The 18,872-nt window shown below is 70.2% G+C and carries 18 protein-coding genes and 1 tRNA gene; 6 read left to right on the forward strand and 13 right to left on the reverse strand.

The window, feature by feature from the left end:
* Positions 1–127: 127 nt before the first annotated feature.
* Positions 128–802 carry a Crp/Fnr family transcriptional regulator gene (locus ABT354_RS05790; protein WP_003956804.1) on the forward strand — a complete coding sequence of 225 codons (675 nt, stop codon included), beginning with the start codon at positions 128–130 and terminating at the stop codon, positions 800–802.
* 163 nt (positions 803–965) lie between these two features.
* On the opposite strand, the gene ABT354_RS05795 is transcribed toward ABT354_RS05790, so the two are convergent.
* From ABT354_RS05795 to sp36, 5 genes are all read right to left on the reverse strand, one after another.
* Positions 966–1,796 carry an MBL fold metallo-hydrolase gene (locus tag ABT354_RS05795; protein WP_351489541.1) on the reverse strand — a complete coding sequence of 277 codons (831 nt, stop codon included), beginning with the start codon at positions 1,794–1,796 and terminating at the stop codon, positions 966–968.
* Positions 1,796–2,659, reverse strand: coding sequence for an NUDIX hydrolase (locus ABT354_RS05800; protein WP_351489544.1), 864 nt, complete (start codon positions 2,657–2,659; stop codon positions 1,796–1,798). Before ABT354_RS05800 ends, ABT354_RS05795 begins: the two co-directional genes overlap by 1 nt.
* A gap of 217 nt (positions 2,660–2,876) precedes the next feature.
* The gene (locus ABT354_RS05805; RefSeq protein WP_502983347.1) at positions 2,877–5,789 is read right to left on the reverse strand and encodes a PQQ-dependent sugar dehydrogenase; all 2,913 of its coding nucleotides are present in this window, start codon (positions 5,787–5,789) and stop codon (positions 2,877–2,879) included.
* 542 nt (positions 5,790–6,331) lie between these two features.
* Positions 6,332–6,802, reverse strand: coding sequence for a RidA family protein (locus ABT354_RS05810; protein WP_351489548.1), 471 nt, complete (start codon positions 6,800–6,802; stop codon positions 6,332–6,334).
* Complete coding sequence (gene sp36, locus ABT354_RS05815) at positions 6,799–6,957, reverse strand: Sp36 family protein (RefSeq protein WP_351489551.1); 159 nt, start codon at positions 6,955–6,957, stop codon at positions 6,799–6,801. Before sp36 ends, ABT354_RS05810 begins: the two co-directional genes overlap by 4 nt.
* A 205-nt stretch (positions 6,958–7,162) precedes the next feature.
* On the opposite strand from sp36, the gene bagA reads away from it, so the two are divergent.
* Both bagA and bagB read left to right on the forward strand, forming a co-directional pair.
* The gene (bagA, locus tag ABT354_RS05820; protein ID WP_351489554.1) at positions 7,163–8,125 is read left to right on the forward strand and encodes an ATPase BagA; all 963 of its coding nucleotides are present in this window, start codon (positions 7,163–7,165) and stop codon (positions 8,123–8,125) included.
* On the forward strand, positions 8,122–9,642 hold the full coding sequence (gene bagB, locus ABT354_RS05825; protein WP_351489556.1) for an ATPase BagB: 1,521 nt from the start codon (positions 8,122–8,124) through the stop codon (positions 9,640–9,642). Before bagA ends, bagB begins: the two co-directional genes overlap by 4 nt.
* A gap of 141 nt (positions 9,643–9,783) precedes the next feature.
* On the opposite strand, the gene ABT354_RS05830 is transcribed toward bagB, so the two are convergent.
* Complete coding sequence (locus tag ABT354_RS05830; protein WP_177149633.1) at positions 9,784–10,128, reverse strand: WhiB family transcriptional regulator; 345 nt, start codon at positions 10,126–10,128, stop codon at positions 9,784–9,786.
* Between the two features lie 505 nt (positions 10,129–10,633).
* On the opposite strand from ABT354_RS05830, the gene ABT354_RS05835 reads away from it, so the two are divergent.
* Positions 10,634–13,045, forward strand: a complete 2,412-nt coding sequence (locus tag ABT354_RS05835; RefSeq protein WP_351489559.1) for a transglycosylase domain-containing protein — start codon at positions 10,634–10,636, stop codon at positions 13,043–13,045.
* 219 nt (positions 13,046–13,264) lie between these two features.
* Here ABT354_RS05835 and ABT354_RS05840 read toward each other — a convergent pair whose 3' ends face one another.
* Positions 13,265–13,729 (reverse strand): GatB/YqeY domain-containing protein, encoded by a 465-nt coding sequence (locus ABT354_RS05840; protein WP_351489562.1) that lies wholly within the window; start codon positions 13,727–13,729, stop codon positions 13,265–13,267.
* Positions 13,730–13,919: 190 nt separating this feature from the next.
* Here ABT354_RS05840 and ABT354_RS05845 point away from each other — a divergent pair, with 190 nt between their 5' ends.
* Positions 13,920–14,846: a metallophosphoesterase gene (locus ABT354_RS05845; protein ID WP_351489565.1), complete on the forward strand. Its 927-nt coding sequence runs from the start codon at positions 13,920–13,922 to the stop codon at positions 14,844–14,846.
* Between the two features lie 90 nt (positions 14,847–14,936).
* Positions 14,937–15,010, forward strand: a tRNA-Pro gene (locus ABT354_RS05850).
* A gap of 77 nt (positions 15,011–15,087) precedes the next feature.
* Here the strand turns inward: ABT354_RS05850 and ABT354_RS05855 are convergent.
* From ABT354_RS05855 to ABT354_RS05880, 6 genes are all read right to left on the reverse strand, one after another.
* Entirely contained in the window at positions 15,088–16,275 is a 1,188-nt protein-coding gene (locus ABT354_RS05855) for a site-specific integrase (RefSeq protein WP_351489568.1), read from the reverse strand.
* On the reverse strand, positions 16,275–16,457 hold the full coding sequence (locus tag ABT354_RS05860; protein WP_351489570.1) for a helix-turn-helix domain-containing protein: 183 nt from the start codon (positions 16,455–16,457) through the stop codon (positions 16,275–16,277). The genes ABT354_RS05855 and ABT354_RS05860 overlap by 1 nt, the downstream gene beginning before the upstream one ends.
* Positions 16,450–17,721 carry a replication initiator gene (locus ABT354_RS05865; RefSeq protein ID WP_351489572.1) on the reverse strand — a complete coding sequence of 424 codons (1,272 nt, stop codon included), beginning with the start codon at positions 17,719–17,721 and terminating at the stop codon, positions 16,450–16,452. Before ABT354_RS05865 ends, ABT354_RS05860 begins: the two co-directional genes overlap by 8 nt.
* A 160-nt stretch (positions 17,722–17,881) precedes the next feature.
* Positions 17,882–18,076: a hypothetical protein gene (locus ABT354_RS05870; protein WP_323448024.1), complete on the reverse strand. Its 195-nt coding sequence runs from the start codon at positions 18,074–18,076 to the stop codon at positions 17,882–17,884.
* 12 nt (positions 18,077–18,088) lie between these two features.
* Positions 18,089–18,277 (reverse strand): mobile element transfer protein, encoded by a 189-nt coding sequence (locus tag ABT354_RS05875; RefSeq protein WP_351489576.1) that lies wholly within the window; start codon positions 18,275–18,277, stop codon positions 18,089–18,091.
* Positions 18,278–18,292: 15 nt separating this feature from the next.
* Positions 18,293–18,868, reverse strand: a complete 576-nt coding sequence (locus tag ABT354_RS05880) for a DUF2637 domain-containing protein (RefSeq protein WP_351489579.1) — start codon at positions 18,866–18,868, stop codon at positions 18,293–18,295.
* Positions 18,869–18,872: the final 4 nt, after the last annotated feature.

Consider the following 18,872-nt stretch of genomic DNA (forward strand, 5'->3'; position numbering starts at 1 on the left):
ACTTGCCATGGGTCCCCGGGGGACAAGCCGGTCCACACGGTGGCCCCCGATGATGCCGGAGCGGCGTCGTGCGGTCCGGCATCATGGGGGGCCACGGTCCCTGAGCAGGTCGACAAGGAGAGAACTCGTGGACGACGTTCTGCGGCGCGCCCCGCTCTTCGCGGCGCTCGATGACGAGCAGGCCGCGGAGCTTCGCGGCTCGATGAGTGAGGTGACGCTCGCCCGCGGCGACGCGCTCTTCCACGAGGGCGACCCCGGAGACCGCCTCTATGTGGTCACCGAGGGCAAGGTCAAGCTCCACCGCACCTCCCCCGACGGCCGCGAGAACATGCTGGCCGTCCTCGGTCCGGGTGAGCTGATCGGTGAGCTGTCCCTCTTCGACCCGGGCCCGCGCACCGCGACCGCCACCGCCCTCACCGAGGTCAAGCTGCTCGGACTGGGCCACGGCGACCTCCAGCCCTGGCTGAACGCCCGCCCCGAGGTCGCGACCGCGCTGCTGCGCGCCGTGGCCCGCCGGCTGCGGAAGACCAATGACCAGATGTCCGACCTGGTCTTCTCCGATGTGCCGGGCCGGGTGGCCCGTGCCCTGCTCGATCTGTCGCGCCGCTTCGGCGTCCAGTCCGAGGAAGGCATCCATGTCGTCCACGATCTGACCCAGGAGGAGCTGGCCCAGCTGGTCGGCGCCTCCCGCGAGACCGTGAACAAGGCGCTCGCCGACTTCGCCCAGCGCGGCTGGCTGCGGCTGGAGGCCCGTGCCGTGATCCTGCTGGACGTGGAGCGGCTCGCCAAGCGCTCCCGCTGAGCCTCGCCCACCACCGTTCGCCGCTGAGCCTCGCGCGGCGGGGGGCGGCCGGGTGAGCACATGACGCGTACGACTGAGGGCCACCCGGGCGTCCCGGGTGGCCCTCGGTCATGCGTACCGGCGTCCCCGGCCGCCCCCAGGAGGTACGGCACGGGCGGCGGGCTCAGATCAGCCCGTGCTCCGTCAGATACTCCAGCTGCGCCCGTACGGACAGCTCGGCGGCGGGCCAGAGCACCCGGTCCACCTCCGCGTAGACCAGGGCCACCACCTCCTCGGGCGTGCGATGCCCGTTCTCGACCGCCGTCTCCACCTGGGCGAGCCGATGGGCCCGGTGCGCCAGATAGAAGTCGATCGCGCCCTGTGCGTCCTCCAGCACGGGGCCGTGGCCCGGCAGCACCGTCCGTACCCCCTCGTCCACGGTGAGCGCCCGCAGCCGCCGCAGGGAGTCGAGATAGTCGCCGAGCCGCCCGTCCGGATGGGCGACGACCGTCGTCCCCCGGCCCAGGACGGTGTCACCGGTGAGCACGGCGCCATCGGCGGGGAGATGGAAGCAGAGCGAGTCCCCGGTGTGCCCGGGGGTGGCCACCACCCGCAGCTCCAGCCCTCCGACCCGGATCACCTCGCCCGCCCCGAGCCCTTCGCCGGTCGTCCCGGGGAGGGGATCGCGGGCCCGCACCGGCGCTCCGGTCAGCTCGGCGAAGCGCGCCACGCCGTCGGAGTGGTCGGCGTGGCCATGGGTGAGGAGCGTCAGGGCGATCCGCCTGCCCTGCTCCTCGGCGACGGCGATCACCTTCCGCAGATGCCCCTCGTAGAGCGGGCCGGGGTCCACGACCACGGCCAGTCCGGAGCCCGGCTCGGCGAGGACCCAGGTATTGGTGCCGTCGAGGGTCATCGCGGACGGGTTCGGCGCCAGGACGCCCACCGCCCGCTCGGTGGCCGGTCCCGATGCCACGGAATCCCGGGGCCGTCCGGGCAGCGCCGCCGCCTCGGTCATCAGGAGCCTCCCATCGGGATGTGCCGGGTGAACTCCTTGTGCCCCGGCCAGGTGAGCACCACCTCGTCCCCCTCCATCCTGGCCGTGGCCAGTACGGGCGTCAGATCCCGGTCACCGGCGGCGTCCAGTGCCTGGGAGGCCCGGGTGTACGGGGTGATCGCACGCAGGGTGGAGACCGTGGGCGGCATCATCAGCAGCTCCCCCCGGTCGTAGCCCGCGATGGCCTCGGCGGGGGTGATCCACACCGTACGGTCCGCCTCGGTGGAGACATCCCGGGTGCGCTGCCCCTCGGGGAGGGCGGCGACGAAGAACCAGGTGTCATAGCGGTGCGCCTCGAACTCGGGGGTGATCCAGCGCGCCCAGGCCCCCAGCAGATCCGAGCGGAGCACCAGCCCCCGGCGGTCCAGGAAGTCGGCGAAGGCCAGCTCACGGTCGACCAGGGCCCGGCGGTCGTCCTCCCACTCCTCGCCGGTGGTGTCCGCGATCACCGTGTCGGGGGTGAGGCCGGCGAGCAGGACGCCCGCCTCCTCGAAGGTCTCGCGGACCGCCGCGCACACGATGGCCTGGGCGGACCCCTCGTCCACCCCGAGCCGGCCGGCCCAGTCGGCGAGGGAGGGACCGGCCCAGCGGACGGGGCGGGCGTCCCGCGCGTCCACTCCGCCGCCGGGGTAGGCGTACATTCCACCGGCGAAGGCCATCGAGGCCCGGCGCCGCAGCATATGGACGACGGGGTGGCCGGCCGCCGTGTCACGCAGCAGCATCACCGTCGCCGCCCGCCGGGGCGGTACGGGGATGAGCTCGCCGCGTGCGTGCGCCCGGACCCGCTCCGGCCAATCCGTTGGGTACCACTGACCTTGGGACATGGCCGGATGCTAGACGTTCGGGCCCGGATGTTCGAGTGGTCACCGATGCGGTGCCCCATGGCCGTCATGGCGGACCCGGTCGGCCGATGTTTCACGTGGAACATATGAACGAGACGGGAGACCGCCCCGGGACGGGCCGAGAGGCGGCCGGGTACTCCGGGCCGCCCCTCTTCCCATCCATTCCTGCTGTTCCGTTCCTCCCGTTCCGGGTGCGGGGTTACGCGGCGGCGTTGGAGTTGCCGCGCAGTTTCACATTCGCGGTGCTCGCGCTCTTGATGGCCGTCTCGATCTGGGCCATCGAGGAGCCGGAACCGAGCCCGGGCACGGTGGCGGTGTTCAGCGCGTACAGCGTGAAGGTGTACGGGTGGGTCGAGCCACCGGGACAGGGGCCGAAGTACTTCTGGGAGTTGGCGCCGCTGCCCATGGCCTTCTGTTTCGCCCCGTCCTGGCCCGGGACGGCGAAGCCCGCGCCCAGCCCCTCGGGCAGGGAGAGCCTGGTCGGCGGGATGTCCCAGATCGCCCAGTGCAGCTTGTTGCCGTTGTTGGCGACATCCGCGAAGACGACGGCGTACCCCCGTGCTCCGGTGCTGCCCGCTCCCCAGGCCAGCGGCGGTGACGGGTCCTGGCCCGCCGAACCGTCCCCGGCGCAGGTGAAGCGGGCGGGGATGCTTCCGTTGTCATTGAAGGCGCCGCTGGTCAGCTTGAAGTCGGGGGCCGGGGGCCCACCGGAGTAGACGATGTCGATCAGCAGGACCCGGTCGTTGTTCGCGGTGCCGTCCTTGTCCGCCGAGGTGGTGAGCCAGATGTCGCCGTCGTGGTCGACCTCGACCGTACGGAGCCGGTCATAGGTCCCCTGGAAGTACGTCTTCTGCTCCACGAGGTTGCTGGAGGAGTCGATGCGCATCCGGTAGACGCGCTCACCCCGGGTGGTCGCGACGAAGACATGGTCATTGATGATCGTCAGGCCGCTGGGCGAGCCCGCCGAGGTCGGCCAGGTCTTCTTGGGGGCGATATAGCCGGAGCAGCTGCCACCGGTGCCCTCACAGCCGGGCCAGCCGTAGTTGCCGCCCTTCTGGATGAGGTTGACCTCGTCCATGGTCCCGTCGCCGAACTCGGCCTGCCAGAGCCGGCCCCTGGAGTCGAAGTCGATGCCCTGCGGGTTGCGGTGGCCCATCGACCAGACGGCGTTGCCGAAGGGGTTGTCCGACGGGATGCTGCCGTCCTGGTTGATCCGGAGGATCTTGCCGTTGAGCGAGTTGCGGTCCTGGGCCTTGCTGGGGCCCTGGGCGTCGCCCATGGAGGCGTACAGCTTGCCGTCGGGGCCGAAGCGCAGCCGTCCGCCGTTGTGGAACCGGCTCTTGTCCATGCCGCGCAGCAGCACGGTGTACCCGGTGAGGGTGTTGTTGGTCTCCAGCTTCATCCGGGCGATCCGGTTGCCCTCGGAGGAGGTGTGGAGGAAGTACAGATAGCGGTCGGTGGCGAAGTCGGGGCTGACCTCGACGCCCATCAGACCGCCCTCACCACCGGTGGTCTGGGAGTTGGGGACCTTGCCGAGCAGGGTCTTCTGGCCCGACTTGGTGAGCCGGTGGACATTAAAGGTGTTCCGCTCGGTGTAGACGCCCGTACCGTCGGGAAGGAAGGCCAGGCCCCAGGCGACATCGACACCGCTGGCCAGGGTGGAGACGGGACCGGGGTCGGGGACCCCGCCGGGCTGGGAGCCGCCGGTGGTGACGGTGATCTCCGGGGAGAAGGCGGAGCGGTTGCCCTTGAGGTCATAGGCGCGGACCTTGAAGGTGTACGCGGTGTTCGCGGTCAGCCCGGCGACCGTGGCGGTGGTGGCGTCGGCGTTCTCGGCGAGGGTGCCGTCGCGGAAGACCTCGTACCCGGTGACCCGCACATTGTCGGTGGAGGCGGTCCAGGCGAGATCGACACTGGTCGCGGTCTTCCCGGGGGAGCGCAGTCCGCTCGGTGCCGTCGGCGGCTCGGTGTCCGGCGGGGCGGGCAGGGTGGCGATGGTCACCGCGTTGCTGGCGACGGAGACGTTCCCGGCGGCGTCCCGGGCGAAGACGGTCCAGTCGTACGAGGTCTCCGGCTCCAGACCGGTGACGGTGGCGGCGAGGGTGTCCCCGTCGACCGCCTTCATGTGCTGGCCGTGCTGGTAGATGTCGTACGCGACGACCTTCACATTGTCACCGGCGGCGTCCCAGGCCAGGGAGACGGTGGAGACGGTCGGCTCCTTGTCCTTGCGGAGATTGCCCGGGGCGGTCGGCCGCTCGCTGTCGGCGGGGCCGGTCGCGGTGACGGTGAGCTTGTCGAGGTTGGGTCCGTCGCCCGAGGACGTGGTCGCGCGGATCTTGTTGATCCCCGCCTGGAGGGTGGCCTGGGGCACCGGGACGGTCTGCCAGGTGGTCCAGGCTCCCGTGGACGGGAAGGAGAGGTCGTCGGCGACCGTGTTCCCGTTCACGGTGATGTCCAGGGCCCGGGCGGCGGTGGCCCCGAGGGCGTAGCGGAGGTCCAGCTTCGCGTTGGACGCCTGGGGTGAGTTCACGGTGAACTCCACATAGGCGCCGGTCACGACCTGGAAGTTGACGAAGCCGCTGCCGGAGTAGCCGGCGTGGTTGGACTCCACGGCGCCCTGGGAGATGGTCGCGGTCTCGGCCTCGTGGTCCGTACCGACCGGCCCGTCGGACGCGGTGACATCGAGATAGTCGAGGTTGGGCCCGCCCTCGGCGGCGGTGGCGGCGGCCCGGACGGTGTTGCTGCCCGCCCGGAGGGTGAGGGTGGTGGTCCTGGTGGACCAGTTGGTCCAGCCGTTGGTGGGGGCGAAGACCAGGTTGGTCGCGGCGCCGCCGTTGACGGAGATGTCCAGGGGGCGGTCGCCGGTCGTGCCATTGGCGAAGCCCAGGACCAGGGTCGCCGGACCGGCGGCGGGGGCGTTCACCGTGAACTCGACATAGCTTCCGGCGACATTGGTGTAGTTGACGAAGCCGCTGCCGGAGTAGCCGGTGTGGTTGGACTCGACCGCGCCCTGCGAGATGGTCGCGGTCTCGGCCTCGTACCGGACCGGGGCCGCCCGGTCCCGGTCGGACACCGGCACCGGCTCGGCATGGCTGAGCGGCGGCAGGGCCATGGTGAGCAGTGCGGTGGCCGCGGCCAGAAGGGTGCCGATCGCTCTGCGCGAGCGACGGGGGTGGCGGCGGCGGGGGAATGATGCCACTGATCCCTCCACGATCGGGGACGACGTGCACGGGGTGCATGGGGCGCATGGATCGTTCGTCGGCGTCCGGTGGCGTCCGATGGCGTCCGTCACTGCCGGTGGAGCGGCGTTTCCCTGGGTCGGTGGCTCGGTGGGGGTGGCTGCCGCGGGAACGACGACGGGGTGCGCGCTGGGTGGAGCGGGTGGGGGGCCCGGCGAGAGCCCTTGGCCGTTCCGATGGACTGCTCGGATGGATCGTTCAGATCGATCGTTCAGATGGATAGGAAACGTTCCTAACCATGAACAGAGGACACCCGCTGACAGTGCCACGTCAAGAGAAGTGCAAGCGTTTGCCGTACAGCGGATCCGATGAGGCCGGGCCGGTGGAACCGATGGCACCGCTCCGGCCGCAGGGCAGCGGAAAGGCCCCGTACCCACCGGAGAAACGGCGGGTACGGGGCCTTTGACCCGGGGCGTCAGCCCTGGACCAGCTCGACCTGGATCTCGACCTCGACGGGCGCGTCCAGCGGAAGCACCGCGACACCCACGGCGCTGCGCGCGTGGACGCCCTTCTCACCGAGCACCTCGCCCAGCAGCTCACTGGCGCCATTGAGGACACCGGGCTGCCCGGTGAAGTCGGCCGCGGACGCCACAAAGCCGGTGACCTTCACCACCCGGGCGATCCGGTCCAGATCCCCGGCGACGGACTTCACCGCGGCCAGCGCGTTCAGCGCGCACACCCGGGCCAGCTCCCTGGCCTCCTCGGCGGTGACCTCCGCGCCCACCTTGCCGGTGACCGGAAGCTTGCCCTCCACCATCGGCAGCTGACCCGCGGTAAACACATACGGGCCCGAGACCACGGCCGGCTGGTACGCCGCCAGCGGAGGCACCACGTCCGGCAGGTTCAGCCCCAGCTCGGCGAGGCGTGCCTCGACGGCGCCGCTCATGACTCCTTCGCCCGCTTCAGGTAGGCCACGAGCTGCTCGGGGTTGGGGCCGGGTACGACCTGGACCAGCTCCCAGCCGTCGCTGCCCCAGTTGTCCAGAATCTGCTTGGTCGCGTGCACGAGAAGGGGCACGGTCGCGTATTCCCACTTGGTCATGGAGCCGACTGTAGCCGTAGCGGCGCGGCGCTTCGGCATGAGGCCGGGTCACGACGGCCCCCGCCGTACGTACCCCGTACGTACCCCGGGCTGCACCCCGACACGCTCCGGCACGCTCCGAGCGCACTCGGGGCGCACTCCGGCGTGACGCAGCCCGCACACCGCCTGTGCGTAGGGCGCCGCGCGACTGGTTAGGCTCGAATGTGTGAGCAGGCTCCAGGTCGTCAGCGGCAAGGGTGGCACCGGTAAGACCACGGTCGCCGCCGCCCTCGCGCTCGCCCTCGCGACCGAGGGAAAGCGGACTCTCCTCGTCGAGGTGGAGGGGAGGCAAGGCATCGCCCAGCTCTTCGAGACGGAGGCGCTGCCCTACGAGGAGCGGAAGATCGCCGTCTCCTCCGGGGGCGGTGAGGTCTTCGCGCTGGCCATCGACGCCGAGCGGGCACTCCTCGACTACCTCCAGATGTTCTACAAACTCGGCAGCGCCGGGCGGGCCCTCAAAAAGCTCGGCGCCATCGACTTCGCCACGACCATCGCCCCGGGCGTCCGGGATGTGCTCCTGACCGGCAAGGCGTGCGAGGCCGTGCGCCGCCGGACCAAGCAGGGCTCGTACACATACGACTACGTGATCATGGACGCCCCGCCCACCGGCCGGATCACCCGCTTCCTGAACGTGAACGACGAGGTCGCCGGGCTGGCGAAGTTCGGGCCCATATACAACCAGGCCCAGGCCGTGATGCGGGTGCTCAAGTCCCCGCAGACCGCCGTCCATCTGGTGACCCTGCTGGAGGAGATGCCGGTCCAGGAGACCGCGGACGGCGTCGCCGAGCTGCGCGCGGCCGATCTCCCGGTCGGCCAGGTGATCGTGAACATGGTCCGGCCGCAGCTGCTGGACGGGGACGCCCTGCGCGGCGCCTCGGGCGGCCGGCGCGACGAGATCGCCAAGGCCCTCACGGCCGCCGGGGTGACCGGCGCCGCCGGGCTGGTCGAGCCGCTGCTCGACGAGGCGGCGGAGCACGCCCAGCGGGTCGGTCTGGAGCGCGAGCAGCGCGCCGCCCTGAACCGCCTGGAGCTGCCGTCGTACGAACTGCCCCTGCTGAGCGAGGGGGTCGATCTGGCCGGGCTCTACCAGCTGGCGAAGGAACTGCGGAAGCAAGGGACCGGTTCATGACCCTGGACGCGTCGGCGACCCCGCTGGAGATCGACCCGCTCATCGACGACCCGGCGACACGCATCATCGTCTGCTGCGGTTCGGGAGGCGTCGGCAAGACCACGACGGCGGCGGCGCTCGGGCTGCGGGCGGCCGAGCGGGGCCGGCGGGTGGTGGTGCTGACCATCGACCCGGCGCGCCGGCTGGCGCAGTCGCTGGGGATCGACTCGCTGGACAACACGCCGCGCCGGGTGAAGGGGATAGCGAACGACGCCCCCGCCCCGGGGCGGTCCGGTGGCGAGCTGCACGCCATGATGCTCGACATGAAGCGGACCTTCGACGAGATCGTCGAGGCCCACGCGGACCCCGAGCGGGCCCGCGCCATCCTGGAGAACCCCTTCTACCAGTCCCTGTCGGCCGGCTTCGCGGGCACGCAGGAGTACATGGCGATGGAGAAGCTCGGCCAGCTCAGGGCCCGCGACGAGTGGGACCTGATCGTGGTCGACACTCCCCCGTCGCGCAGCGCCCTGGACTTCCTGGACGCCCCCAAACGGCTGGGCTCGTTCCTGGACGGCAAGCTGATCAAGGTGCTGGTGGCTCCGGCGCGCATGGGCGGCCGGGCCGGGATGAAGTTCCTGAATGTCGGTATGTCGATGATGACGGGGACGCTCGGCAAGCTGCTGGGCAGTCAGCTGCTCCGCGATGTGCAGACCTTTGTGACGGCCATGGACACCATGTTCGGCGGCTTCCGCACCCGCGCCGACGCCACCTTCCGGCTGCTCCAGGCGCCCGGTACCGCGTTCCTGGTGGTGGCGGCCCCGGAGCGGGACGCGCTGCGGGAGGCCGCGTACTTCGTGGAGCGACTGGCGGAGGAGGACATGCCCCTCGCCGGGCTGGTGCTGAACCGTGTCCATGGCAGCGATGCCGACCGGCTCTCGGCGGAGCGCGCACTGGCGGCGGCCGAAATCCTTGCCTCGGAAATTACGTCAGAAAATCTTGACGGAAACGGCATTGTCGATCAGGGGGTAGGGAAGACTGGTGTTCGTGAGACCGCGGGCGCCTCTCCCGAAGCCCCGCCCGTGGGTCACGCCCCGGCACGCACCCCCCAGCAGCCGACGCACACCCCCGAGCAGTGCGACACCCCCGAGATCCACGAGACCCACGAGACCTCTGACCACACGGCACCGTCTGACCACACGGCACCGTCCGGCCCAGGTTCCCCCACCGCGCCGGAGGGTCCCGCCCCTGAGCGGCCGTCCCCCGATGAGCTGTCCGTCGAGCAGCTCACGGCCGGGCTGCTGCGCCTGCACGCCGAAAGGATGCAGGTGCTCGTACGCGAGCAGCGGACCCGTGACCGCTTCACCGCTCTCCATCCCGAGGTGGCGGTGGCGCAGGTGGGCGCGCTGCCCGGCGATGTGCACGATCTGGCGGGGCTGCGGGCCATCGGCGACCGGCTCGCGGGTACGGACGCGGATGCGGACGCGGACGCGGACGGCGGTACGGGCAACTCCACGGAAAGCAGCGTGGAGCCGGGGTGATCCGATCCCCGGGCGGGCACGGACATGGAGGAGATGTCCATGGTGGATACGCTCCCGACCGCGCCGATCAGGCGGGGAAGCAGGGGGCACGGCCGGACGCCGGGTCACGGGATCGGCCGTATCCGAAGGGCGTGCGAGGGCTCACCCCACCGCGGCGTAGGTCTCATAGGTCTCGTCGTCGTCGAGCCCGACAGGCAGAATGCCCGCGCTGCGTTCGTACTCGGTACGCGCCGTCTCCAGAAGACGCCGCCACGAGGTGACGGTGGGGCGCCGGCGCAGCAGCGCACGGCGTTCCCGTTCGGTCATTCCGCCCCAGACGCCGAACTCCACGCGGTTGTCGAGAGCGTCGGCCAGGCATTCCGTCCGCACCGGACATCCGGTGCACACCGCCTTGGCCCTGTTCTGCGCTGCCCCTTGTACGAACAGCTCATCCGGATCGGTAGTGCGGCAGGCTGCCTGCGCACTCCAGTCGGTTACCCAGCCCATCCCGGCGCCGTCCTCTCCCGAATCGAGGCTCCCCCACGGCGGCAGCGGCATATTCACCGCTGCCAGTTGAGGACGTTACGGAAGGCGGACACAGCGCAACACCCCCTTCGGGCCCAATCTTGAATGGCCCGAACGGACTATGCGTACGCGTCAGATCACCCAGGGGAGTGACCTGAAGACATGGAGGACATAGGGCCCATATAGCGGCATACCGCCCCGCCACAGACGCCCGATCGACGGTGCATAGCTCAGGTTTATCTAGAATTCGGACACGGATTGCCGGATTCCGCTTACCTGGTCGCTCCTGCCGTTGTGACTATGCGGTGTGCGGCGACGCCCTCGGGCCGACACAGGAGACTTGCTACGAAATTGCTACAGACACCCTGTGACCTGGCCTGGATTCCAGGAATACCCTGATACAAAACCGCACTGCTGTGACTGTTGAGAGCAGCTTAGGCCACGGCCTATACATGTGTCCGGCGAACGAGAACGTAGGCTCCCTTACATGCCAAAGAAGCGCTCCGGTGGTGGTCTGACCGGGACCCAACAAGCCGCCAAGTTCCTCGGTGTCAGTGTGCTCGCGGGAGCGGTGCTGGCGGGTATCGCCATGCCCGCCGCGGGAGTGCTGGGCCTGGCGGCCAAGGGGACGGTCAAGGGATTCGACGAGATCCCCGCCAACCTCAAGCGGCCCCCGCTCAGCCAGCGCACCACCATCCTGGACGCCGACGGAGAGCTGATCGCCTCGGTGTACTCGCGCGACCGTACGGTCGTCCCCCTCAAGGACATCTCCCCGTACATGCAGAAGGCGATCATCGCGATCGAGGACTCGCGCTTCTACGAGCACGGCGCCATCGACCTCAAGGGTGTGCTGCGGGCGCTCAACAAGAACGCGACGAGCGGCGGTGTCGCCGAGGGCGCTTCCACACTGACCCAGCAGTATGTGAAGAACGTCTTCGTGGAGGAGGCGGGCGACGACCCGGCGAAGGTCGCCGAGGCGACCCAGCAGACCCTCGGCCGGAAGATCCAGGAGCTGAAGTACGCGATCCAGATCGAGGAGGAGCTGGGCAAGAAGAAGATTCTGGAGAACTATCTCAATATCACCTTCTTCGGTCAGCAGGCCTACGGCATCGAGGCCGCCTCACAGCGCTACTTCACCAAGTCGGCCAAGGATCTGAAGCTGGGCGAGGCGGCGATGCTGGCCGGTCTTGTCCAGTCCCCCAGCCGGTATGACCCGGTCAATGACTCGGAAGAGGCCAAGAAGCGCCGGAACCTCGTCCTCCAGCGCATGGCCGATGTCGGTGACATCACCCAGGCGGAGGCGGACAAGGCGAAGGCCGCCGACATCAAACTCAAGGTGAGCCGGCCGCGGAACGGCTGCATCACCGCGGTGAACGGCGCCGCGTTCTTCTGTGACTACGTCCAGAAGTCGTTCCTCTCCGACCCGGTCTTCGGCAAGACCAAGGAGGAGCGGGCCAAGATCTGGAATCGCGGCGGTCTGACCATCAAGACCACCCTGGACCCGCAGGCGCAGAAGTCCGCCCAGGAAGCGATCGAGGAGAAGGTCGACCAGGACGACTCGGTCGCCTCCGCGGTCTCCATGGTCGAGCCGGGCACCGGCAAGGTCATGGCCATGGCCCAGTCCCGCCCGTACGGCTTCAACAAGAACGAGACCCAGATCAACTACTCGGTCGACCAGGAGTACGGCGGCTCCGCCTTCGGCTTCCCGGTCGGCTCGACCTTCAAGCCCTTCGTCGCCGCGGCGGCCATAGAGGAGGGGAAGCCGGCGAGCCAGGAGTACCCCTCGCCGTACTCCATGCTCTACCCGGCCTCCATCCCGGCCTGCGACGGCAAGATGTGGGTGAACGACCAGGCGGCGCGGCTCCAGAACGAGAACACCTCGGAGAAGGGCCCGTACCGGCTCCAGAAGGCGATGGAGCTCTCCGTCAACACGTACTTCATCGAGATGATCGACGACATAGGGCTCTGCCCGGTGGTCGAGCTGGCCGACAAGATGGGCGTGATCCAGGGCAACGGCGACAAGCTGCCGGTCGCGCCCGCGCCGCTGACCCTCGGTTCGACGGGTATGTCCCCGCTGACCATGGCCAGCGCCTACGCCACCTTCGCCAACCGGGGTACGTACTGCACCCCGATCGCGATCTCCTCGATCCGCACGGCCGAGGGCGAGAGCCTGCGGGTGCCCAAGTCCACCTGTGACCGGGCGATGACCGAGCGGACCGCTGACACCATCAACACCCTGCTGGGCGGTGTGGTCTCCGACAACGGTACGGGCTCCAAGGCCGGGCTCTCGGGCCGGGACAACGCGGGCAAGACCGGTACGACGGACGGCCGGAAGAACGCCTGGTTCGTCGGGTACACCCCGAACCTCTCCGGCGCGGTCTGGGTCGGTTCGCCCACCCAGCAGGTGGAGATGTTCGGCGTCACCATCGGCGGTCAGTACTACCCGAAGGTCTTCGGCGGCGAGGTCCCCGGCCCGATCTGGAACCTCGCGATGACCGGGGCGCTGGAGGGCCGGGAGGCCCCGAACTTCACCACCGTGACCATCCCCCAGCCGGAGTCGACCACCCGTCCGGGCGAGGACGGCGACACCGGCGGCTTCGACCGTGACATCGACGAGGACGGCGACGGGGACGGCGACACCGACGCCAAGCCCGGCGACACCGAGATTCCGGGGATCACCGTTCCCGAGAACGGCATCGAGGGCACGGACGGCGGCAGCGGGGACAACACCTCGGGCGGCGACCCGGGCACCGGCGCCGGTCCGGGCACCGGGGTCCAGGGGCCCGACGGGGGCGAAGGCACTCCCGGCGGCGACGGGAACCCCGGCACGGGTGGCTCCGCCGGAGTCGGCGGGGGAGACGGCGAGAACGAGGGCGGCCGGAACGGCGGCTGGGACTGATCACGGACCGCCCCTGAACAGCGCGAGGGCCCGGTTCCCCCTGGGGGAGCCGGGCCCTCGGCGTATCCGTGGCCCTGCGGATGCGGCTGCGGATGCGGCTGCGGATGCGGCTGCCGGTACGGGTACGGATGCGGGTACGGGTCGGCCCGCGGGGAGCCGCTTGGCCGCGGCCGGTACGGGTCGACCCGTGAGCAGCCGCTTGACGACGGCCGGTACGGGTCAGCCCGCGAGCAGCCGCTTGACGACGGCGGCGACCCGGCCGCCCTCGGCGCGGCCCGCCACCTTCGGGTTCACGATCTTCATCACGGCGCCCATGGCCCGCGGACCCTCGGCCCCGCCGGCCTTCGCCTCGGCGACGGCGTCGGCCACGATCGCGGTCAGCTCGTCGTCGCTCAGCTGCTGCGGCAGATAGCCGTCGAGCAGCACGCCCTCGGCCCGCTCCCGCTCGGCCTGCTCGGCCCGGCCGCCCTGCTCGAAGGCGTCGGCGGCCTCGCGGCGCTTCTTCGCCTCGCGGGCGATCACCTTCTGCACCTCGTCGTCGGAGAGCTCACGGGCGGTCTTGCCCGACACCTCCTCCTTGCTGATGGCGGCAAGGGTCAGGCGGAGCGTGGAGGAGCGCAGCTCGTCCCGCGCCCTGATCGCGTCGATGAGGTCGTCGTGCAGCTTGGACTTGAGCGTGGTCATGTGAACAAGTGTGGCAGGTGAGCGCGGCGGGCCGCCCTGTATTAAGCCCGTTACGGCCCTTGGGGCCCCGGTACGGTCCCCCGCCCCGGAGTCCACCCCCGAGTCCGCCCCGGAGTCCGCCCCGCGACGAAGATCCAAAAGCCTGCCCCGGCCCGGAGGAGTACGACAGGGGTCTGCGACGATGGACCGTATGCGCGCACGTTACGGAGTACCCCTGGCCCTGACGGCGATCGGCGCGGCGGGCGTCGCCTACGCGGCCGGTATCGAGGTCCGCTCCTTCCGACTGCGGCGGATCACCGTCCCCGTGCTGCCGAAGGGCATGCGCCCGCTGCGGGTCCTCCAGGTCTCCGACATCCACATGGTCAGCGGCCAGCGCAAGAAGCGCGCCTGGCTCCAGTCGCTGGCGGGCCTCCGCCCCGATTTCGTGGTCAACACCGGGGACAACCTCTCCGACCCCGAGGGTGTCCCGGAGCTGCTGGACGCGCTCGGACCGCTGATGGAGTTCCCGGGCGTCTATGTCTTCGGCTCCAACGACTACTACGGCCCCACATTCCGTAACCCGGCCCGCTATCTCTTCGAGAAGGCCCAGGGCCGCTACGGCCTGAACGGGAACCCGCCCGCCACCGGGGTGATCCACAACCCCTGGGAAGACCTCCGGGACGCCTTCGACGACGCCGGCTGGGCGGGCCTCACCAACACCCGCGGCCGACTCAAGATCGACGGCCTGGAGCTGGCCTTCACCGGCCTGGACGACCCCCACATCAAGCGCGACCGCTACGACGAGGTCTCCGGCGGCCCGGACCAGGACGCCGACCTCTCCCTCGCCGTCGTCCACGCCCCCTACCTCCGTACCCTCGACGCCTTCGCCGCCGACGGCTACCCCCTGATCCTCGCGGGCCACACCCACGGCGGCCAGCTCTGCATCCCCTTCTACGGGGCCCTGGTCACCAACTGCGACCTGGACACCGACCGGGTGAAGGGCCTCTCCACCCACACCTCCGGCGGAAACACCTCCTACCTCCACGTCTCCGCGGGCTGCGGCACCAGCCGCTACACCCCGGTCCGCTTCGCCTGCCCCCCGGAGGCCACCCTCCTCACCCTGGTCGAACGCCCCTGACAACCCCACCCGCGCCCCGCCCGAATCGGATTTCGTCTGGGAGCGCGGGTGGGCTAAAGTAATCGATGTCGCCACGACAGTGGTGACGATCGGGGTGTAGCGCAGCTTGGCAGCGCGCTTCGTTCGGGACGAAGAGGTCGTGGGTTCAAATCCCGCCACCCCGACAGCTGAGTAGCAGATCAGGGCCGGTGACTCATTTGAGTCACCGGCCCTGATGCGTTGTGCGTGACTAACTGCGTGACTACCGTTTCGGGGGCGGTGGCGTGCCGAAGATCCCGTCCATGGCGACGGCCCCGGTCTGGATCACCGGGCGGATCTGCTTCCGGTAGACCTCCTCCGTGACGGCCGTACTGGAGTGCCCGACGAGCCGGGAGATCTCCTCCAGCGGGATGCCTCGATCGGACAAGATCGAGACGAAGGATGTCCGGGTCTCCCGCGTCGTCCACTCCTGTGGCTCGATCTCGATTCCGGGCATCCGGGCGACCCGCGCGAGGATCTTCCGAAGCTCGCGCCGGACGTTCGCCGCGTCCAGCTCCGTACCCACCGCCGAGGTGAAGACGAGACCGGTCTCCTGCCACTGATCACCGGCCGCGACACGCTGCCAGCCCTGACGCTCCCGCTGGACCTTCAGCGCATCGATCGCCCGGCCGGGCAGAGCCAGGGTGCGACGGGATTTCCGGGTCTTGGTGTCCCCCGTGCTCCGGACCGAGCGCCACACGGCGATGTGCGGCGGGATCTCGGGAACGGCCTCCGGGTCGCCCTCAAGGTCGACATGGTCCCAGCGGAGCGGGCGCATCTCCTCCGTACGTCCGCCGGTGAGCAGCGAGACCACGAAGTACGCGTAGAGCGGGGAGTCCTCGGCCGCGACGAGCACGGCTTCCGCCTGCCTGAGGGTGAGGGACTTCGATGGTCGGCCGGCGCGGCCGGTGGGCACCGCGCACAGTTCCACGACGTTCCGCTTCACCTTGTCCCGGGCCATGGCGCGCCTGACCGCCCGGTTCAGGCACGAGCGGATCGCTTCCAAGGAGCGGGTGCTGAGCACCTTGGCCTTGCTGGCGAGCCATCTGTCCACGTCGTCGGCGCTGAGGTCACGGAGCTTTCGGGCGCCCAGGGCCGGGATGACGTGGGTATGGCACAGGATGGTGTTCGTCTTGACCGTGGCGGGGTCCCGACCGGCCAGTCCGTACGCGAGCCAATCGCTCACGGCATCCTTGACCGTGTAGCCGGTCGGCGCGATGGCAAGGCCGTCCTCGTAGTCCCGAAGGATCTCCTTCAGCTTGTTCTTGGCCGCCGTCTTGGTGACCCCGCTCGCCCGCTTCACGATCCGCTTGCCGCTCGGGTCGAAGCCGAGGCTGGCCGTGGCGATCCAGCGTTGGCGCTTGTCGTCCCAGTGCAGACCGCCGTCGCCCCGGCTCCGTCGGGTGGCCATCAGGCGGCCTCCCTCAGCTCACCGGCGATGAACTCTCGGATGCACTGGGCGGGGATCCGGCGGGCCCGGCCGACACGGATGGAGGCGAGTCGGCGGGTGCGGATCAGGTCGTAGACGGTGGTCCGACTGAGCCGGAGCCGAGCCATGACTTCTCCGACTGTCAGCAGTTCGTCGTCACGCATGGGTCGGCTCACCCTCCGTGCCGGGGGCCGGAGCCAGGGAGGCGGCGAGCCATTCCTCTGCGCCGGTGAGGCCGGTTCCGGCGAAGACCCAGTGGGCGAGGACGTGGGTCGTGTCGGTCGGGTGCTCGGGGATGTTCTGTGCGCGGCGCCAGTCGGCGCGGGCGGTGCGGAGGGCGCCGAGGGTGGTGGAGTACGTGCGGGACTTGGTGGAGAAGTGGCCCCGGAAGCCGAGCATGTGGGCCCAGGCGCGGAGGCGGAGGTGGTCCAGGTCCTTGCGGGCGCCGAGGGTCCAGGCCGTGCGGATGAGGCGGCGGGCGTGGTCGGAGATATCGAGCCGGGCGAGTTCGGCGGCGAACTTCAGGGGGCGGTCGAGGGCGCCCGTCGCGGTTTCGGCGCCTTTGGTGGCGTACTTGGCGATGTAGGCGGCAACGGCCCGGTCCGTCAGCGCCTGATCGCCCGGGAAGTCGGTGCCCCGGATGGTGCGGACGTCGAGTTGGTGTCCGAAGGTGAAGGAGTGGGACCGGCCGTCCACCGTCGGGCCGTCGACCCGGGCCTTGGTGGCGGCGGCGCGGATCGCGTCGGTGAGGAGTTCGGCGGTGGCCCAGGCCGGGGGCGGGGTGTGGCCGCCGCCCGGGCCGTCGAGGCGGATCACGGCGTGGAAGTGGACCGCGCCGCGCCGCTGGTATTCGGCGACCTTGGCGAAGGCCACCCGGGCGTACTGCCGGAGGGCGCGTTGCGAGAGCCCGGCCCGTTTGGCGACCTCCCGGCGCAGGTAGATGGTGAACCGCCGCCAGAGTGCCCCGGTGTGGGCGTTCCAGAGGACAGCCGCTTTGTAGTCGTACCGGTCAGGGTCCAGCGGGGTGCCGAGGAGGGCGTCCTCCTGGTCGTGCCGGACGCCGCAGCGGCAGCGTTTGTCCGTGCGGTTGTGGACAGTGCCGAAGCCGGGCGCGGTGAAGGTGGCGAAGACCCGGGGGTGGGCGGCGACGGTGTCCGGGGTCCCCTTGCCGCCGCGCAGGCCGGTGGCGATGAGGTGGAAGGTGTCCCGGCGGTAGACCTCCGCGCAGGCCGGGCAGCGGGTCGTACGCCGGTTGTTGCAGCGGACGAGGAGGTGGCCGGTCGGGAGGCCGGCGGAGTCGAGGTGGTGGAGGACTGGGCCGATCTCACCGGTGCGGGTGTCGACGGCGTACTCCGTGCGGTGGCCGTCGAGCCGGATCGGGTGGGTGCAGCCGCCGAGGCCGGAGAGCTGGCGGAGGATGCCGGGCAAGGCGCCGCTGTTGGCCAGATTGAGGAGTTCGGGGAGCGGGGGCGGGGTGGCGCTGGTAAAGATGGCGTTCTCCTTCTGACTGTCTCGGTCGGGAGGGACGCCCCGGGGCGGTGGATTCTTGGCGGGATCAGACCGCCCCGGAGCTTAGCTGTCTACTCGTCTAGTCATGTGGGTCGTTAATGACGGACACTCCGGACTCCGTGCCGGACCTGATGGCGGGGGCGAGGAAGGTGTCCGAGAGCCAGAAGCCGAAGAGGGCGATCACGACGACGACCCAGGTCCGGACGCCGAGGAACTTGACCGCACCCCAGGCGAAGAGGCCGAGGACGAAGACGAGCGGCAGGTTCACGTTCACGGGACGGTCCTTTCAGCGGACGGCGCAGCAGTGGGTACGGGCCGCCAGTTCGGCGGCGGCGCGGCTGTCGTAGTCGGCGGAGAAGCCGCAGCGCGGGGCGGTGCAGGCGGCGGTGTGCTGCTCACGGCCCCGGTGGTCGTACGAGGTACCGACCTGGACGGGGCCGATGCGGATGAGGTCGCGGAAGTGGCGGCGGGGCATCGTGGTCTCTCCTGCTCAGAGGTGGGTGGCGATGGCGTCGGCCATGGGTGCGGGCACGCCGAGGCGGGCGCGGAGCGTCGCTGTGTCGATGGGTTGTCCGGTACGGGTGCGGTGGTCGGCGGCGACCTTGCGGGCGTGTTCGATCAGGGCGGCCGGGACCGGCGCGGGCGGGATTTCGGGAGTGGGCGGTTCGGGCACGTCCTCCAGGCGCTCCGTCTCATTCAGCGTCGGTACGGAGTGGACGAGGAGGGTTCCGCCGAGGAAGGCGACGGCGGGCCAGCCCGCGACGAGGATCCGGAGCCACGCGGGTACGTCGTCCAGGTCAAGGAGTCCGGCGGTGGCCACGTTCGCGCCGAGGGAGGCGGCGAGCGCGATGACGAACCAGCACCACCCCATGGCCTTGGACGGCCCGGTCCGCAGCCGCCGCCAGGCCGCGACGAGCAGCAGATCGACGCTGATCGGGTAGGCCCACGCCTTCCATCCGTCCTGTCCGGCGGCGAGGGCGATGTCGTGAATGTGGGCGAAGGAGAGAGCGGCGGCGATGACGGCCTGGACGAGTACCGCGTCGACCCGGGCGAGATGAGCGCGCACGGTG

It is taken from the genome of Streptomyces sp. NPDC000594 (genome assembly GCF_040299965.1).
In the GTDB taxonomy this organism is placed as follows: Bacteria; Actinomycetota; Actinomycetes; order Streptomycetales; family Streptomycetaceae; genus Streptomyces.

Excerpts from the sequence above, each read along its gene's own strand:
- ABT354_RS05830 (WP_177149633.1), bottom strand. The coding sequence starts at position 10,128 with ATGGGCTGGGTAACCGACTGGAGTGCGCAGGCAGCCTGCCGCACTACC.
- ABT354_RS05845 (WP_351489565.1), top strand. The coding sequence starts at position 13,920 with ATGCGCGCACGTTACGGAGTACCCCTGGCCCTGACGGCGATCGGCGCG.
- ABT354_RS05795 (WP_351489541.1), bottom strand. The coding sequence starts at position 1,796 with ATGACCGAGGCGGCGGCGCTGCCCGGACGGCCCCGGGATTCCGTGGCA.
- ABT354_RS05810 (WP_351489548.1), bottom strand. The coding sequence starts at position 6,802 with ATGAGCGGCGCCGTCGAGGCACGCCTCGCCGAGCTGGGGCTGAACCTG.
- ABT354_RS05875 (WP_351489576.1), bottom strand. The coding sequence starts at position 18,277 with ATGCCCCGCCGCCACTTCCGCGACCTCATCCGCATCGGCCCCGTCCAG.
- ABT354_RS05835 (WP_351489559.1), top strand. The coding sequence starts at position 10,634 with ATGCCAAAGAAGCGCTCCGGTGGTGGTCTGACCGGGACCCAACAAGCC.
- ABT354_RS05805 (WP_502983347.1), bottom strand. The coding sequence starts at position 5,789 with ATGGCCCTGCCGCCGCTCAGCCATGCCGAGCCGGTGCCGGTGTCCGAC.
- ABT354_RS05860 (WP_351489570.1), bottom strand. The coding sequence starts at position 16,457 with ATGCGTGACGACGAACTGCTGACAGTCGGAGAAGTCATGGCTCGGCTC.
- ABT354_RS05800 (WP_351489544.1), bottom strand. The coding sequence starts at position 2,659 with ATGTCCCAAGGTCAGTGGTACCCAACGGATTGGCCGGAGCGGGTCCGG.
- sp36 (WP_351489551.1), bottom strand. The coding sequence starts at position 6,957 with ATGACCAAGTGGGAATACGCGACCGTGCCCCTTCTCGTGCACGCGACC.
- ABT354_RS05855 (WP_351489568.1), bottom strand. The coding sequence starts at position 16,275 with ATGGCCACCCGACGGAGCCGGGGCGACGGCGGTCTGCACTGGGACGAC.
- ABT354_RS05840 (WP_351489562.1), bottom strand. The coding sequence starts at position 13,729 with ATGACCACGCTCAAGTCCAAGCTGCACGACGACCTCATCGACGCGATC.
- bagB (WP_351489556.1), top strand. The coding sequence starts at position 8,122 with ATGACCCTGGACGCGTCGGCGACCCCGCTGGAGATCGACCCGCTCATC.